This window comes from Salisediminibacterium beveridgei (assembly GCF_001721685.1).
Lineage (GTDB): Bacteria > Bacillota > Bacilli > Bacillales > Salisediminibacteriaceae > Salisediminibacterium > Salisediminibacterium beveridgei.
On record NZ_CP012502.1, the window covers coordinates 640,254 to 655,832 of the forward strand.

Annotated in this window: 17 protein-coding genes; all 17 read left to right on the forward strand. The window is 51.8% G+C overall.

What is annotated here, in order from left to right; genetic code table 11:
* Positions 1–7: 7 nt before the first annotated feature.
* Positions 8–2,881 carry an excinuclease ABC subunit UvrA gene (gene uvrA, locus BBEV_RS02775; RefSeq protein ID WP_069364081.1) on the forward strand — a complete coding sequence of 958 codons (2,874 nt, stop codon included), beginning with the start codon at positions 8–10 and terminating at the stop codon, positions 2,879–2,881.
* A 127-nt stretch (positions 2,882–3,008) separates the two neighbouring features.
* Positions 3,009–4,142: a DUF4097 family beta strand repeat-containing protein gene (locus tag BBEV_RS02780; protein WP_069364082.1), complete on the forward strand. Its 1,134-nt coding sequence runs from the start codon at positions 3,009–3,011 to the stop codon at positions 4,140–4,142.
* A gap of 44 nt (positions 4,143–4,186) precedes the next feature.
* Entirely contained in the window at positions 4,187–4,378 is a 192-nt protein-coding gene (locus BBEV_RS02785) for a PspC domain-containing protein (RefSeq protein ID WP_069364083.1), read from the forward strand.
* Positions 4,379–4,382: 4 nt separating this feature from the next.
* Entirely contained in the window at positions 4,383–4,739 is a 357-nt protein-coding gene (locus BBEV_RS02790; RefSeq protein ID WP_069364084.1) for a phage holin family protein, read from the forward strand.
* Positions 4,740–4,886: 147 nt separating this feature from the next.
* Positions 4,887–5,798 (forward strand): HPr(Ser) kinase/phosphatase, encoded by a 912-nt coding sequence (hprK, locus tag BBEV_RS02795; RefSeq protein ID WP_407690258.1) that lies wholly within the window; start codon positions 4,887–4,889, stop codon positions 5,796–5,798.
* A gap of 54 nt (positions 5,799–5,852) precedes the next feature.
* A complete protein-coding gene (lgt, locus tag BBEV_RS02800) occupies positions 5,853–6,722 on the forward strand; it encodes a prolipoprotein diacylglyceryl transferase (RefSeq protein WP_069364086.1) in 870 nt (289 codons plus the stop codon).
* Positions 6,723–6,755: 33 nt separating this feature from the next.
* A complete protein-coding gene (locus BBEV_RS02805; RefSeq protein ID WP_069364087.1) occupies positions 6,756–7,742 on the forward strand; it encodes a nucleoside recognition domain-containing protein in 987 nt (328 codons plus the stop codon).
* A gap of 30 nt (positions 7,743–7,772) precedes the next feature.
* A complete protein-coding gene (gene ppaX / locus BBEV_RS02810) occupies positions 7,773–8,426 on the forward strand; it encodes a pyrophosphatase PpaX (protein ID WP_069364088.1) in 654 nt (217 codons plus the stop codon).
* A 21-nt stretch (positions 8,427–8,447) separates the two neighbouring features.
* On the forward strand, positions 8,448–8,942 hold the full coding sequence (locus tag BBEV_RS02815) for an acyltransferase (protein ID WP_069364089.1): 495 nt from the start codon (positions 8,448–8,450) through the stop codon (positions 8,940–8,942).
* Positions 8,943–9,096: 154 nt separating this feature from the next.
* Positions 9,097–10,284, forward strand: coding sequence for an ATP phosphoribosyltransferase regulatory subunit (locus BBEV_RS02820; RefSeq protein ID WP_069364090.1), 1,188 nt, complete (start codon positions 9,097–9,099; stop codon positions 10,282–10,284).
* On the forward strand, positions 10,284–10,937 hold the full coding sequence (gene hisG, locus BBEV_RS02825) for an ATP phosphoribosyltransferase (protein ID WP_069366572.1): 654 nt from the start codon (positions 10,284–10,286) through the stop codon (positions 10,935–10,937). Before BBEV_RS02820 ends, hisG begins: the two co-directional genes overlap by 1 nt.
* Positions 10,934–12,205 (forward strand): histidinol dehydrogenase, encoded by a 1,272-nt coding sequence (gene hisD / locus BBEV_RS02830; protein ID WP_069364091.1) that lies wholly within the window; start codon positions 10,934–10,936, stop codon positions 12,203–12,205. The genes hisG and hisD overlap by 4 nt, the downstream gene beginning before the upstream one ends.
* The gene (hisB, locus tag BBEV_RS02835) at positions 12,205–12,798 is read left to right on the forward strand and encodes an imidazoleglycerol-phosphate dehydratase HisB (RefSeq protein WP_069364092.1); all 594 of its coding nucleotides are present in this window, start codon (positions 12,205–12,207) and stop codon (positions 12,796–12,798) included. The genes hisD and hisB overlap by 1 nt, the downstream gene beginning before the upstream one ends.
* Positions 12,795–13,415 (forward strand): imidazole glycerol phosphate synthase subunit HisH, encoded by a 621-nt coding sequence (hisH, locus tag BBEV_RS02840; protein WP_069364093.1) that lies wholly within the window; start codon positions 12,795–12,797, stop codon positions 13,413–13,415. The genes hisB and hisH overlap by 4 nt, the downstream gene beginning before the upstream one ends.
* The gene (gene hisA / locus BBEV_RS02845; RefSeq protein WP_069364094.1) at positions 13,415–14,158 is read left to right on the forward strand and encodes a 1-(5-phosphoribosyl)-5-[(5-phosphoribosylamino)methylideneamino]imidazole-4-carboxamide isomerase; all 744 of its coding nucleotides are present in this window, start codon (positions 13,415–13,417) and stop codon (positions 14,156–14,158) included. The genes hisH and hisA overlap by 1 nt, the downstream gene beginning before the upstream one ends.
* Positions 14,152–14,910 carry an imidazole glycerol phosphate synthase subunit HisF gene (hisF, locus tag BBEV_RS02850; RefSeq protein WP_069364095.1) on the forward strand — a complete coding sequence of 253 codons (759 nt, stop codon included), beginning with the start codon at positions 14,152–14,154 and terminating at the stop codon, positions 14,908–14,910. The genes hisA and hisF overlap by 7 nt, the downstream gene beginning before the upstream one ends.
* Entirely contained in the window at positions 14,907–15,542 is a 636-nt protein-coding gene (gene hisIE, locus BBEV_RS02855; protein WP_069364096.1) for a bifunctional phosphoribosyl-AMP cyclohydrolase/phosphoribosyl-ATP diphosphatase HisIE, read from the forward strand. Before hisF ends, hisIE begins: the two co-directional genes overlap by 4 nt.
* Positions 15,543–15,579: the final 37 nt, after the last annotated feature.

Consider the following 15,579-nt stretch of genomic DNA (forward strand, 5'->3'; position numbering starts at 1 on the left):
ATCATGCATGGCACTGGAAAATCTGAAAGTCAAGGGAGCACGCTCTCATAACCTGAAAAATATTGATGTGACCATACCGCGGGATCAGCTGGTGGTCATGACCGGCCTGTCCGGCTCAGGGAAATCATCCCTCGCGTTTGATACGATCTATGCTGAAGGACAAAGACGCTACGTGGAATCACTGTCCGCCTATGCGAGGCAGTTCCTCGGTCAGATGGACAAACCGGATGTGGATGCCATCGAAGGCCTCTCTCCGGCGATTTCCATCGATCAAAAAACGACGAGCCGAAACCCGCGCTCGACGGTGGGGACCGTGACGGAGATCTACGACTACCTGCGTCTGCTTTATGCCCGTGTCGGTCGACCGGTCTGTCCAAAGCACGGCATTGAAATCTCGTCACAGACGGTTCCGAATATGGTGGATCAGGTACTCGACTATCCGGACCGCACGAAGCTGCAGATCCTTGCCCCGGTGATCGCCGGTCGCAAAGGGCAGCATAAAAAGCAGCTTGAAGAATTGAAAAAAGCAGGCTATGTCCGCATTCGTGTGAACGGCGAGATGATGGAAGCGGCAGCGACAGATGAGCTGGATCTCAATAAGAATCAAAAACATAATATCGAAGTGGTCATCGACCGGATTGTCATCAAAGACGGCATTCGTTCGCGCTTGACCGACTCCATCGAAACCGCTTTGAAACTGGGAGACGGCCAGGTGATTGTCGATGTCATCGATGATGAAGAACTGCTCTTCAGCCAGCGCCACGCCTGTCCGCACTGCGGATTTTCCGTTGGTGAACTGGAACCAAGAATGTTTTCGTTTAACAGTCCATTCGGCGCCTGTGACAGTTGCGACGGACTCGGTATGCGTCTGGAGGTGGACGAGGAGCTGGTGATTCCGAACCGAAACCTGAGTCTCTCTGATGATGCGATCCTCGCCTGGAAGCCGACCAGTTCAAACTACTATCCGTCACTTCTCGCATCGGTTTGTGATCATTTCGGGATTGATATGACGATTCCGGTCAATGAGCTGCCAGAGGACCACCTGAACCTGATTATGAACGGCAACCGTGAAGAATCATTCATCTTCCGCTACGAGAATGAGTTCGGAAAAGTCAGGGAAAAAGAAATGTTTTTTGAGGGCGTAATGCAAAATATCGCCCGCCGTTACCATGAAACGTCCTCGGATTACATTCGTGAACAAATGGAAAGTTATATGGCCGAACATGCCTGTCCAAAGTGTCACGGGCGGCGATTGTCCCCCGAGGCCTTGTCTGTTAAAGTCGCCGGACGGCATATTGGAGAGGTGACCCAGCAGTCCATTCAGGAAGCGAAAGTTTTTTTCAGTGACTTGGAACTGTCCGAAAAGGACATGACCATCGCAAGGATGATTTTGCATGAAATTCATGAACGGCTCGGCTTTTTGGTCAATGTCGGATTGGAGTATTTGACATTGTCCCGATCAGCGGGAACCCTCTCCGGCGGTGAAGCGCAGCGGATCCGCCTCGCAACGCAAATCGGTTCTTCATTAATGGGCGTACTCTATATTCTGGATGAACCGTCGATCGGTCTGCATCAACGGGACAATCACCGGTTGATCGAGACGTTAAAACGGATGCGGGATTTGGGCAATACCCTGATCGTCGTTGAGCATGATGAAGATACGATGCTCGCAGCCGATCATCTGATTGACGTAGGACCGGGTGCAGGCGTTCACGGTGGAGAAATCTGTGCCACCGGAACACCGGAAGAAGTGATGGCGACAAAGGGCTCCTTAACCGGCGAATACCTCTCGGGAAAACGGTTCATCCCGCTGCCATTGAAGCGCCGGCCTGTCACAGACCGGAAACTGATCATCGAAGGAGCAGCGGCGAACAACCTGAAACAAGAGACGGTGGAAATCCCGCTCGGTGTTTTCCTGACCGTCACCGGGGTGTCCGGATCGGGAAAGAGTACGCTGATTAACGACATCCTCTTCAAATCCCTGGCCCAGCGGCTCACCGTCGCCAAAGACAAGCCGGGTAAGCATAAACAGATCAAAAACATGGATTTACTCGATAAAGTGGTGGACATTGACCAGTCACCGATCGGAAGGACCCCAAGGTCGAATCCCGCCACATACATCGGCGTGTTTGACCATATCCGGGATGTTTACGCGATGACAAATGAAGCGAAAGTGAGAGGTTACAAGAAGGGCCGTTTCAGCTTCAATGTAAAAGGCGGGCGCTGTGAAGCCTGCCGCGGTGACGGTATCATCAAAATCGAAATGCACTTTCTGCCTGATGTCTACGTTCCGTGTGAGGAGTGCGACGGGAAACGTTATAACCGGGATACCCTGGAAGTTCTCTATAAAGGCAAAAACATTGCGGAAGTATTGGAGATGACCGTGGAAGATGCGATGACCTTTTTTGAGAACATCCCGCGCATCAAGCGGAAAATCGATACGCTCTTCGATGTGGGGCTCGGTTACATGAAACTGGGTCAGCCGTCCACGACCCTCTCCGGCGGTGAAGCGCAACGGGTGAAACTGGCCAGCCAGTTGCACCGGCGCTCAACGGGCAAGAGTCTGTATATCCTCGACGAGCCGACGACCGGCCTGCATGTTCATGACATCGACCGCTTGCTCCACGTCTTGCAGCGACTCGTGGAGAACGGAGACACCGTGCTTGTGATTGAGCACAATCTGGATGTTATTAAGACAGCGGATTATATCATTGACCTGGGTCCTGAAGGCGGCGATAAAGGCGGGAGCCTCGTTGCTGAAGGGACGCCTGAAACGGTGGCGGAAGTGAGTGGTTCGTACACAGGGAAGTATTTGAAACCTGTCCTTGAGCGGGAACGTAAACGTATGGAAGAGCGCATTCAGAAGAAAGCAGCCAGGTAGCTCTCCGTGATCTACGTCCCTGGTCTTAGCTCTTTCTCGACTGCGGCCTTACGACAACATGAGAGTCTCCTTGTTATACTGTAGGTGGAAGCTGAAAAGTGATGATATCCTGAGGAGGGAATGAATCATGCAGGAAGAACAAAAGATGATTTTAAAGATGATTGAAGACGGCAAAGTCAGTGCAGAAGAGGGACTGGAATTACTCAAAGCATTGAAGGAGTCTCCGGAGAAAAAAGCGGATATCCGTCAAGAGGCCAATGAACGGGCCAAAGAAGATGGAAAAAGCCGGGAGAATCACTATCCGTCGAAGGACGTCAAATGGGAAGAACGCCGGGATTTCAGCGGGACGGAAGACAAGTTCAGAAGTTTTGCATCCAAATTCACCGATTTTCTGGACGATGCGTTTCATAAAGTAAAGGACCTGGATCTGGATTTCAATTTCGGTAGTGCTGTGGAAGTGGAGCACATCTTTCAGCATCACGTATCCGCGATTGAAAAAGTGGATGTACACATTGAAAATGGCAGCATCACGTTTATCCCGACAGACGATGACTACGTCAAGGTGGAGAATCACGTCAAGGTCTATCGGGTGAAGGATGCGGAAGAAGCCAGAAAAGCATTTCTCGATGAAGTGGATTTCCGTGTTCGGGATGGTCTCTTGAAATATGTAGTCAATCGAAAAACGATGAAAGTGGACACAAAAATTCACGTGCCAAGAGCGGAACTGATGAAAATCAAGCTCTACACCTTCAACGGGCACATCAAGAGTGAGCCGTTGAGTTGCCGGAAGGTGGAAGTGAAGACCATCAATGGCAAGATTCATGTAAGTGAACTGAAAGGTGAGTACGCCAAACTGGAGACCGCAAACGGCTCCGTCAAGATTGATCAGCTGAACGTGGATCAGACGGATGTGAAAACAATCAACGGAACGGTTGACGTTACGACGATCGGCGGCGATTTCGATGCGGAAACGTTGAACGGGACGATCTATCTCCACGTGGCCGCACCTAACCGCGGCCGGGCCTATCTGAAGACATCCACTGGAAGCATTCAGGCGAAAATCCATGAAAGCCTGCGAACAGAAGGTGAGTTCAGAACAGCAGTCGGCGCGATCCGAAATGAGTTGCCGGCATGCAATATTCTCGAAGAAAAAAAAGAATTCGGCAGCAAGAAAATCACGTTTATTGCCAATAAACACGTGGAACCGAATTACTATATCGAAGCAGAATCCCATACCGGATCGGTTACTGCCCGGTCCTGAGGAGTTATTGACTGAGGTCGGAGCAACGAAAGGATGAAGATAAAATGAAGAAATTGACGCGTTCGATCGAAAACAGGAGAATCGCAGGTGTATGTGGCGGGATTGGAGAGTATTTTAATATTGATCCGACCATCATTCGATTAGTGTGCTTGATCCTGCTTTTCCCATCCTTCTTTCTGGTGAGTGTCGGTTATGTGATTGCCGTTTTGACCATCCCGATGGAAGGGGAGGTCTAAGCTGATGGGCTGGATTATACAACTGGTTGTCAATGCTGCGGCGTTAATGATTGTCGCCCATTTTTTTCAGGCAATTGATGTTAACGGATTTGGCTATGCGGTCCTTGCTGCATTTATTCTTGCCGTGGTGAATATGATCGTGAAACCGATCCTCCTGGTGTTGACATTACCGATCACAATCATTACGCTCGGCCTGTTCTTATTTGTTGTTAATGCGATCACCCTGATGCTCACCTCGGCGATCATGGGGGATCATTTTCAGATCGATGGCTTTGGCTGGGCGATCGTCGCTGCGATTATCATTTCGCTGTTGACGGCTTTGATTCAGTCGTTTCTCGTTGATCCGTTTACGAAAAGGTAAGAGACGTTTCGTCTCTTGCCTTTTTTCTTTCTGGACGGAAGGGATTTTTCATCCGGCGAATCCGGAAGGTTTATGCTAAAATAGGAGTGTTGTAAGTGTAAGGAATGAAGGAGGAGACTAATGGCAGATATTACTGCGAACGAACTGATGAAAGAATTTGATCTGCAATTGTTAAATGATAATGACGATGTATCGCTCAGACCGATTACGACCAGTGACATTTCGCGACCCGGCATGGAGATGGCTGGATATTTCACCTACTACCCGGCGCAGCGGATTCAGCTGCTCGGAAAAACGGAGATGTCGTTTTTCCATGAACTGAGTTCAGAAGAACAAGAAGACCGGATGCAGGGGCTGTGTACATATGATACACCTGCGATCATCCTCTCAAGGGGATTGAATGCACCGGATGCACTGCTCAACGCAGCGAATGAAGTGGGTGTTCCCGTTTTACAGTCGATGCTGACAACAACGCGCTTATCGAGTTTACTGACAACGTATCTGGAGAGTCACCTCGCGCCGATCACGGCGATGCACGGGGTACTGATTGATATCTATGGTATTGGCGTCCTGATTACAGGTTCGAGTGGCGTAGGGAAAAGTGAAACCGCACTTGACCTTGTAAGGCGAGGTCACCGGCTCGTCGCGGATGATTCGGTGGAAATCCGTCAGGAACACCCAGGTGTTCTGGTCGGTACCTCGCCGGAACTGATCCGGCATCTTCTTGAAATCCGCGGATTGGGCATCATCAACGTGATGACCCTGTTTGGTGCCGGTGCAGTTCGTTCCTACAAGCGCCTTGGCATGACGATTGATCTGGAAATATGGGATCAGAAAAAGCAGTATGACCGGCTCGGGCTGGATGAAGATTTCATACGGATATTCGATACGGATCTGCCGAAAATCAGTGTACCTGTTCGTCCAGGCCGGAACCTTGCGGTCATTATTGAAGTGGCTGCGATGAATTTCAGGTTGAAACGCATGGGGATTAACGCGGCGGAACAGTTTTCCGAGCGGCTCTCCAGTGTAATCGAAGACGGCGACAGAGATGATTTTTAACAGAGTCCATCAGTATTAAAATCTACGTAAACTGTAAAAAAAGAGGTGCAAATGATGCTTTTATCAATACAACCCATGGACCCCGTGTTTCTTGAACTGGGTCCGCTCACGATTCAGTGGTACGGCCTGTTGATCGGCCTTGGTGCCTTGTTCGGGTATCTACTTGCGAACCACGAAGCCAAAAAACGGGGCCTGCCGGATGATCTCATTGCAGATCTGCTGCTTTGGATGCTGCCGATGGGGATTATCGGCGCGAGGATATACTACGTGATCTTCCGCTGGGAACAGTTTGCGGATAACCCTGTCAGCGTCTTCTTTATATGGGAAGGCGGTATCGCGATTCATGGCGGACTCATTGCCGGTACGATTACGGGGTTGGTGTTTGCCAAAAAGAAGGGATACTCATTCTGGAAACTGGCTGATATCGCCGGCCCGAGTGTGCTTTTGGCACAGGCTATCGGACGCTGGGGTAACTTTGTCAATCAGGAAGTGTACGGTCATGAAGTGAGCCGTCAGTTCCTCGAGAATCTGTTTTTGCCTGAATTTATCATTAATCAGATGTTTATCAACGGCGCGTATTACCAGCCGACTTTCCTGTATGAATCGATCTGGAACCTGCTCGGTGTGGCGTTTTTATTATACTTGCGGAAAGTGAATCTGCGTCAGGGCGAAATCTTCATGTCGTATGTGATCTGGTACTCTGTGGGACGATTCATCATTGAATACATGCGAACAGATCAGCTGCTCTTCTTTGGCATTCCAACGGCGATGCTTTTATCTGCGGCGCTGATTATTGGTGCGCTTGCCCTGATCTATTACCGGCGGAAAAACGGGCTGGCAGAAGCCAGGTACCTCGACGATCCGTCACCTAAATCGAAAGGCAAGTCGAATAAAGGAACAACCAAAAAGAAAAGCAAAAAGTAAGTGGACAGATGATACAACAGAGGAGGGCTTCGGGTGCAAACGATCAAAAACGGCTTACTTGTCGGCTTATTGACAACCTGGAAACTGGGTAAGATCATTTTTCCCATCACGTTGATCATTACGATGCTTAGTCAAACCGTTCTGATGGACTGGCTGACCCGGATGCTCTCCCCGATGATGAGCTGGATCGGCCTTCCGGGAGAATCGGCCATCGTACTGGTTCTCGGGAATCTGTTAAATCTCTATGCGGGCATCGGTGCCATGCTGACCATGGATTTGTCGGTCAAAGAGGTGTTTATTCTCGCAGTCATGCTCTCTTTTTCCCACAATCTGTTCGTCGAATCCGCCGTGGTCCGGCAGATCGGCCTCAGTGTCACGGTCGTTCTGGTCGTCCGTATTGGTCTGGCACTTGTCTCCGCCTGGCTGATTCATTTGATCTGGCAAGGTGGCGGGGAACAGGCGTCGTACGGGTTTGTGCCGTCTTCTGCGGGGGAGACCATCGATGGCTGGTGGCCGATTGCCCTTCACGGGATGGAGAGCGCGATCATCGGGATTTTACAGCTTGCTGTGATTGTCATCCCGATTATGCTGTTCATTCAGATCATGAAAGATTTGAACTGGCTGAGGCACTTCGCCAATCTGATGGGGCCGTTCACACGGCTGTTGGGTGTGGATAAGAATACCTCCACGACGCTTGCTGCAGGAACGGTATTCGGACTCGCGTATGGTGCCGGGGTCATGATCCAGGCGGTGAAGGACGATCAGGTGAAGAAGAAGGATCTGTATCTGGTGTTTATCTTCCTCGTGGCCTGTCACGCGGTGATTGAGGATACGCTGATCTTCGCACCACTCGGGATTCCCCTTTGGCCGCTGCTTCTGGTCAGACTGGTCACGGCCGTCCTTCTGACGATTGCCGTTGCAGTCATCTGGAACCGGATCGATGGCACACATAAAGGACACAAACAACCATACGAAGAGGAAGAAACGGGATGGGAAGCGTCCCGCTCGGTTATGAAATAATTCTTTTAGAGAGAAAGGAATGTCAGATACATGACACGTAAAATCGATACCATCCTGTTTGACCTGGACGGAACGCTGATTAATACGATCGACTTGATTATCGCTTCTTTCCAGCACACGTTGAAGGTTTATTTTCCGGAACGGACTTATCCAAGAGAAGAGGTGGTTTCGTTCATTGGTCCGCCACTATCTGAAACATTCGGGCGGCTGAATCCGGGCCATGAGGAAGAAATGATTCACGAATACCGTTCGTTTAACCATGCGAATCACGATAGACTGGTTACAGAATATGAAGGGGTACAGGAAACCCTGGACACGTTAAAGGACGCCGGTTATCAGATGGCGATTGTCACTTCAAAGCGAAGGGATACAGCGTTTCAGGGCATTGAACTGATGAAGCTGAACGCATATTTTCCCGTTGTCATCAGTCTCGATGAAGTGACCCGCTACAAGCCTGATCCGCAGCCGGTCGACTTGGCACTCGAAGGTCTCGGCGCCACTGCAGAGCATGCCATTATGGTTGGTGACAGCCAGCACGATATTCTTTCAGGTAAGAATGCCGGTACATTGACCGCAGGCGTTGACTGGACAGTACAAGGAGCCGATCACCTGGCATCCTTTGAACCGGATGTGATGCTTACTTCAATGAGAGATCTCCCCGAGTATCTGAAAGCCTTCAAGTAAACCAAAAGCGAGGTGAAGTCAATGGGTCGCCGGACAGAACGCTATCCCGTCACAGAAGCCAACTCCCTTTGGCAAATCTATCAGACTGTTCCTTTTTGGAAAGTGATGCGGAATTTCATCGTTATTCAGCTTGCGAGATACACCCCGTTTTTGCCGATGAAAAACTGGCTTTACAGGACATTCCTCGGTATGAAGGTAGGAGATAAGACGGCATTTGCCCTGATGGTGATGCCGGATATTATGTTTCCGGAGAAAATCTCAGTCGGAACGAATTCGGTTATCGGGTACAATACGACGCTTCTCGCCCACGAATACCTGATTGATGAATACCGGATCGGCGAGGTGCACATTGGCAATGAAGTGATGATCGGTGCAAACACAACGATCCTGCCCGGGGTGTCGATCGGTGACGGTGCCGTGGTTTCGGCTGCGACACTCGTTCATCAGGACGTGCCGGCAGGGGCATTTGTCGGCGGGAACCCGATGCGTATGATCCGGGAGCCTGAAACAACATAGGATACGATGTGACCAGCGGTTCTCCGGTGGTCTTTTCTGTCTTGACGGCTGTGGATGGAACCTGTAAACTACAGATTATATTCTTTATTGCTCTATCACGTTAGCAGGGTAAAGCGTCAATAATCATCGATTACGATTGAGAGGCGGGTTATAGATGTCAAAGCTGTTTATGTTTGAGAAACCTCTCGGGATGCGCGATACGCTCCCGGAGTTGCACGACATGAAAGCGAGGGTAAGAGGCGCGATTGCAGAGGAAGTGACGAAATGGGGCTACGAGCGGATCGCCACTCCAACGCTGGAATTTTACGAAACGGTGGGACAATCCTCAGCGATCCTCGATCAGCAGCTGTTTAAACTGCTGGATCAGGAAGGGAATACCCTTGTACTGAGACCGGATATGACAGCACCGATTGCACGGATTGCAGCGTCGACCCTGAAAGAAAGCCAGCGGCCGCTGCGGTTGACGTACGACGCACCGGTTTTCCGCGCCCAGCAGCGCGAAGGGGGGAGACCGGCGGAATTTGAACAGATCGGAAGCGAGCTGATCGGGGACGCCACATCAAGCGGCGATGCGGAAATCATTGCCTTGATGACGTCTTCGATGAAAGAAGCCGGACTTGAGGCGTACCAGGTTGCCGTAGGGCATATCGGTTTTGTGAATGCCCTTCTTGAAGAAGTGCTGGGTCACCCGGAACGAACGGCGGTATTCAGACGCTACTTATATGAGAAGAACTACGTCGGTTTCCGGAAAGCCGTGGAGGAGTTGTCTCTCAGCTCCATTGACAAAAAGCGGCTGACCGCACTTCTGCGGCTGAAAGGCGACGCTTCGGTCATTCAGGAAGCGAAAAAGCTGGTTGCTTCAAAAGAAGGCATCGCTGCGTTAAAGCAGCTCGAGGAACTCGTCGCTATCCTTGAACAATACGAACTCATGGATCAGACCATTCTCGATTTGAACCTTGTTATGCATATGAGCTATTACACCGGAGTCGTGTTTGAAGCCTACAGCCGGGGTCTTGGGTCACCTGTCGGGAGCGGCGGACGCTATGATCAGCTGCTTGGACAATTCGACCACGCCGAACCGGCAACAGGATTTGGTCTCAGACTCGATAAACTTACGGAAGCGCTCGGTAAAAGCACGACAGCCGGAACGAAAGATTTATGCCTCGTATACAGCGCCAATCGCCGCAAAGAAGCGCTCGGTGCAGCGGAAAAAGCCCGGAACGAAGGGCGTAACGTTGTGATGCAGGATGTATCCGGTGTCCGTGACGTGGATCGCTTCACCGGTGAATTTCAAGAAGTGGTTTATTTCATTGGCAGCAATGGGAACGGAGGTGCGAGATGATGCAGGAAGATCTATTGACAGTGGCGATGCCGAAAGGGCGCATTTTTGACGAAGCGGTGGACTTGCTTCGAAAAGCCGATTATCCGATCCCCCCTGAATTTGAAGATTCGAGAAAGCTGATCATCGATGTCCCTGAAGCAAATTTGCGCTTTATCCTCGCCAAACCGATGGACGTTCCGACCTATGTCGAGCATGGGGTGGCCGATGTGGGCGTTGCAGGCAAAGATGTGATGATCGAGGAAAAGCGTGACATCTATGAAGTGCTTGATCTGAAAATCAGTGCCTGTTACATGGCCGTCGCAGCGAGGAAAGGGTACAATAAAAGCCATGAAGTGGCACCGAAAATCGCTTCCAAATACCCGAATCTGACCAGTGAGTATTTCCGGCAGAAGGGTGAGCAGGTGGAAATCATTAAATTAAACGGTTCAATTGAGCTGGCTCCGATCGTGGGCCTCGCAGACCGCATCGTGGATATCGTCTCCACTGGCCAGACGTTAAAGGAAAACGGGCTGGTTGAGATTGAAGAAATGATTCAAATTACATCGCGTTTCATCGTCAACCCCGTCAGCTATCGCACGAAAGCGGCTATGATTGATACGATGGTGGACCGGCTCGATGAGGTCATCAATGGAAAAGGACGTGAAGCGGAATGAAAATTACACCGGTTACTGCAGATCTCTCCATTAAACGAACGATCGACCAGGGAACAGAAGAGCAAAGAAAAGCCGTACTGAACATTTTAGAAGACGTCAAACAAGACGGATTTTCAGCCGTGAAGCGCTACACGTTGCAGTTTGATGGCGTCTCTCCTGATGCCTTCAAGGTGACGCAGGAAGAGCTCGATGCGGCGTACAGGAAGGCAGACAATCGAACGATCGCGATTATTCAAGAAGCGATCCAGAATATCCGTGCGTTTCATGAACGCCAGGTACAGCAGTCCTGGTTCACGACGAAGCCTGACGGTACGATTCTCGGTCAGAAGGTTACCCCTCTCGATGCCGCAGGTGTCTATGTCCCGGGTGGTCTTGCCGCTTATCCGTCGTCGATCATCATGAATGTCGTCCCGGCACAGGTGGCTGGTGTCGAACGGATTGTGATGGTGTCCCCGCCCCAAAAAGACGGGAACCTGACGGATATCGTCCTCGTCACAGCGAAGGAACTGGGCGTGGAAGAGATCTGGAAAATCGGTGGAGCGCAGGCCATTGGCGCGTTGACTTACGGTTTTGAAGGACTCGAACCGGTGGATAAAATCACCGGCCCTGGCAACATTTTTGTGGCGCTGGCCAAGCAGATCGTCTTCGGCACGGTGGATATTGACATGATTGCCGGCCCCAGTGAAATTGCCGTCCTCGCCGATCATACGGCGAAGGCGTCCTATGTAGCCGCAGACATGCTGAGTCAGGCCGAACATGACAAGATGGCGTCTGCCGTGCTGGTGACCACTGACCGGACCCTGGCAGAAGCGGTATCTGTCGAAGTGGAAGCGCAGTTGAAGACTCTGCCAAAGCGTGAGATTGCCGGGGCGTCGATCCGGGATTACGGCGCGATTTATCTGGCAGAAACGATGGATGATGCCTTACAGGCGATCAATGACCTGGCGGCAGAACATCTTGAAGTCCAGGTGGAAGACCCATGGGCCGTCTTGCCGAACATCCGTCATGCCGGTGCGATTTTCCTCGGCAGTCAGAGTTCGGAGCCTGTAGGGGATTATTTTGCGGGACCGAATCACATCCTGCCGACAAACGGTACGGCGCGGTTTTCAAGCCCGCTGACTGTGGAGGACTTTACGAAGAAATCGAGCATTATCTCGTACAGCAAAGAAGCCGTGAAAGCCCACGGGGATAAAATCGCCTCCTTTGCCCGCATGGAAGAACTCGAAGCCCACGCGAGGGCTGTGGAAAAACGATTGGAGGAAGACTGATGACGAATCGACAGGCAACGAAAAAACGCATCACCAACGAAACGCAGATTGAACTGACCTTTTCAATTGACGGTTCCGGGGAGAGTCATCTCGCAACCGACGTCCCGTTTATGACGCATATGCTGGATCTCTTTACCCGTCATGGGCTCTTTGACCTGACCCTCGAGGGCAAGGGAGACACAGAGATTGACGATCACCACACGACCGAAGATATCGGAATCGTTCTTGGCGAGGCGATCAGGGAGGCCGTCGGCGACAAAAAAGGCATCAAGCGTTACGGGAATGCCTTTGTGCCAATGGACGATGCGCTGGCGCAAGTTGTAATTGACCTCAGTAACCGCCCTCACTTCGTTTTGCAAGGAGCGATCCCGGCGACGAAGGTCGGCACGTTCGATACGGAACTGATTGAAGAATTTCTTTGGAAACTGGCACTCGAAGCCCGCATCAATCTGCACGTCATCGTGCATTACGGCTCGAACGTGCATCACATTATCGAAGCGATTTTCAAAGCGCTCGGCCGGGCCCTGGATGATGCCACACAGCTCGACCCAAGAGTCAAAGGCGTCCCGTCAACGAAAGGAAGTTTGTCATGATTGGTATCATCGATTACGGTATGGGAAACCTGCACAGTGTCACAAAGGCCGTGGAACGGCTCGGGCGGGACTGTTTTCTGTCCGAATCCCCTGAGGAACTGGCAAAAGCGGATAAGCTGATCTTGCCGGGGGTCGGTGCGTTCCGCGATGGCATGGAAGAGTTGAACAGCCGGAAGCTGGTGGCATTTATCCAGCAGTGGATTCAGGACGGGAAGCCCCTTCTTGGTATTTGCCTCGGCATGCAGCTCCTCTTTGATGAGAGTGAAGAGAACGGATCGACTCAGGGGCTGGGTATCCTTCCCGGTAAAGTGAAGAAATTCCCCGGCGGTGACTACAAGGTACCGCACATGGGCTGGAATGACCTCCGGTTCAAACAATCGGGGCATCCGATTTTGAACGGTCTCGATGGCGGGCATGTGTATTTTGTCCACTCCTACTTTGTGAAGCCGGACCGGGCAGAGATTCTGATCGCGTCGACGGAATATGGCGGGGAACTGGTGACGGCGGTTGCCGGGCGTAAAAATGTCTGGGGCACCCAGTTTCACCCGGAAAAAAGCAGTACCGTCGGCATGACGATGCTGAAGAATTTCATTGATCATCAGGGAGGTGAAAGCTGATGCCCCAGTTCCATGTTTATCCGGCCATCGATATACGCGGTGGCAAATGCGTCCGCCTTCTGCAAGGGGACTACGATCAGGAAACCGTATACGGGGATTCGCCGTTTGATATGGCGAAATCCTTTGTGGAAAAAGGGGCAACCTGGGTACATATGGTGGACCTGGACGGCGCCAAAGCAGGACAGCCTGTGAACCACGAGGCTGTCATGAAAGCGGCACGTGATCTGGATGCAGCCATTCAGGTTGGCGGAGGCATCCGCACGCGGGAGGATATCATTCAGTATCTCGACGCAGGCGTGGACCGGGTGATTTTAGGCAGTGCTGCGATCTCCGACCCTGCATTTGTTCAGGCGATGTTACAGGAATTCGGCGGGGAACGGATTGCCATCGGGATCGATGCCCGGGACGGCTACGTGGCGACCCACGGCTGGCTCGAGACATCCACCGTAAAAGCGGAAGAGCTCGGCCGGACACTGGCCGCCCACGGTGCAGAAACATTTATTATGACGGACATTTCAAGGGACGGCATGCTGACGGGTCCGAATGTGGAGGCCATTGCCGCATTGGCGAAAGTGACCGGCAAAAACGTGATTGCTTCAGGGGGGGTCAGTGAACTTTCGGATCTGACAGAACTGAAGGAAAAATGTCGGGACGGCGTGTCCGGCGCCATTGTCGGTAAGGCGATTTACACCGGACGGATCGATGTCACTACTGCTTTACAGGAGGTGCAAGGCCCATGCTGACGAAACGGATTATCCCATGTCTGGATGTAACGGAAGGCCGCGTGGTCAAAGGGGTTCAATTTGTGAACCTGCAGGACGCCGGAGACCCGGTGGAGCTGGCTGCTTTTTACGATCAGCAAGGTGCAGATGAACTGGTTTTCCTCGATATCTCTGCGTCTCATGAAGGACGCGAGACGATGGTCGACGTCGTGGAACAAGTGGCCGGAAAACTGGCGATCCCGTTCACTGTCGGTGGCGGAATCAACGCGTTGGAAGACATGAAACGGATCCTGAGGGCCGGCGCGGACAAAGTATCCCTCAACACCGCCGCAGTCAACCGCCCGGAGCTGATTACGGAAGGCTCTGACTTTTTCGGTGCCCAGTGCATCGTGGTCGCAGTGGATGCGAAGCGTGATCCGAAACGGGGTTCCTGGACTGTTTATACGCACGGCGGTCGAAGAGAAACCGAGTGGGACGTGATCGACTGGGTCAAGGAAGCGGTAAAGCGTGGAGCCGGCGAAATTCTTCTTACCAGTATGGATCAGGACGGGGAGAAGACCGGATTCGATAATGCCCTGACCAGAGCCGTCAGTGAAGCGGTGCCGGTCCCGGTGATCGCAAGCGGCGGAGCCGGAGGGCAGGAAGACTTTTACGATACGTTCACTGAAGGCAAAGCGGATGCGGCGCTCGCGGCGTCGATTTTCCATTACAAAGAGACGTCCGTCGCGGCTGTGAAAGATTATCTGAAGACGAAGGGACTGGCGATACGATGACCACGATACAATTTGACGACAAAGGTCTGGTACCGGCGATCGTGCAGGACGCCCAGTCCAAACAGGTGCTGACCCTGGCCTATATGAACGAAGAATCCTTAACGAAAACAAAGGAAACCGGAGAAACCTGGTTCTACAGCCGTTCCAGGCAGGAACTGTGGCATAAAGGTGGGACTTCCGGGAACACGCAGCGCGTGACGGAAATCCGCTACGACTGCGATCAGGATGCACTGGTCATTCTGGTGGAGCCGGCGGGACCAGCGTGTCATAAGGGAGATGTCAGCTGCTTCAGTGATGTCCTCTGGAAACAGGAGTCTACGGGTACGCCTGAACAAAACCGGTATGCGATTATTGAAGAGCTGGAGGCACTTCTGGCAAAACGGGAAGCGGAGCGTCCGGAAGGGTCGTACACCACGTATTTGTTTGACGAAGGCGTGGATAAAATTCTCAAGAAGATCGGTGAAGAAGCAGGCGAGATCATCATCGCTGCGAAGAACCGCGACAAGGAGGAGCTGACGTGGGAAACGGCGGATTTTCTCTTTCATCTTCTCGTTCTTCTCCGGGAGCAAAAGCTGCCGCTGGACGCCGTTTTACAGCGGTTGCAAGACCGCCATGCCGGGAAAAAAGAGTAGGATCAACGCACAGAGAAATCCCGTATGGCGAACGCCA

Coding starts and splice junctions, on each gene's coding strand:
- BBEV_RS02785 (WP_069364083.1), top strand. CDS start 4,187: ATGAAGAAATTGACGCGTTCGATCGAAAACAGGAGAATCGCAGGTGTA.
- hisB (WP_069364092.1), top strand. CDS start 12,205: ATGACGAATCGACAGGCAACGAAAAAACGCATCACCAACGAAACGCAG.
- ppaX (WP_069364088.1), top strand. CDS start 7,773: ATGACACGTAAAATCGATACCATCCTGTTTGACCTGGACGGAACGCTG.
- hisF (WP_069364095.1), top strand. CDS start 14,152: ATGCTGACGAAACGGATTATCCCATGTCTGGATGTAACGGAAGGCCGC.
- lgt (WP_069364086.1), top strand. CDS start 5,853: ATGCTTTTATCAATACAACCCATGGACCCCGTGTTTCTTGAACTGGGT.
- hprK (WP_407690258.1), top strand. CDS start 4,887: ATGAAAGAATTTGATCTGCAATTGTTAAATGATAATGACGATGTATCG.
- BBEV_RS02815 (WP_069364089.1), top strand. CDS start 8,448: ATGGGTCGCCGGACAGAACGCTATCCCGTCACAGAAGCCAACTCCCTT.
- hisIE (WP_069364096.1), top strand. CDS start 14,907: ATGACCACGATACAATTTGACGACAAAGGTCTGGTACCGGCGATCGTG.
- BBEV_RS02780 (WP_069364082.1), top strand. CDS start 3,009: ATGCAGGAAGAACAAAAGATGATTTTAAAGATGATTGAAGACGGCAAA.
- BBEV_RS02820 (WP_069364090.1), top strand. CDS start 9,097: ATGTCAAAGCTGTTTATGTTTGAGAAACCTCTCGGGATGCGCGATACG.
- hisH (WP_069364093.1), top strand. CDS start 12,795: ATGATTGGTATCATCGATTACGGTATGGGAAACCTGCACAGTGTCACA.
- hisA (WP_069364094.1), top strand. CDS start 13,415: ATGCCCCAGTTCCATGTTTATCCGGCCATCGATATACGCGGTGGCAAA.
- hisD (WP_069364091.1), top strand. CDS start 10,934: ATGAAAATTACACCGGTTACTGCAGATCTCTCCATTAAACGAACGATC.
- hisG (WP_069366572.1), top strand. CDS start 10,284: ATGCAGGAAGATCTATTGACAGTGGCGATGCCGAAAGGGCGCATTTTT.
- BBEV_RS02790 (WP_069364084.1), top strand. CDS start 4,383: ATGGGCTGGATTATACAACTGGTTGTCAATGCTGCGGCGTTAATGATT.
- uvrA (WP_069364081.1), top strand. CDS start 8: ATGGCACTGGAAAATCTGAAAGTCAAGGGAGCACGCTCTCATAACCTG.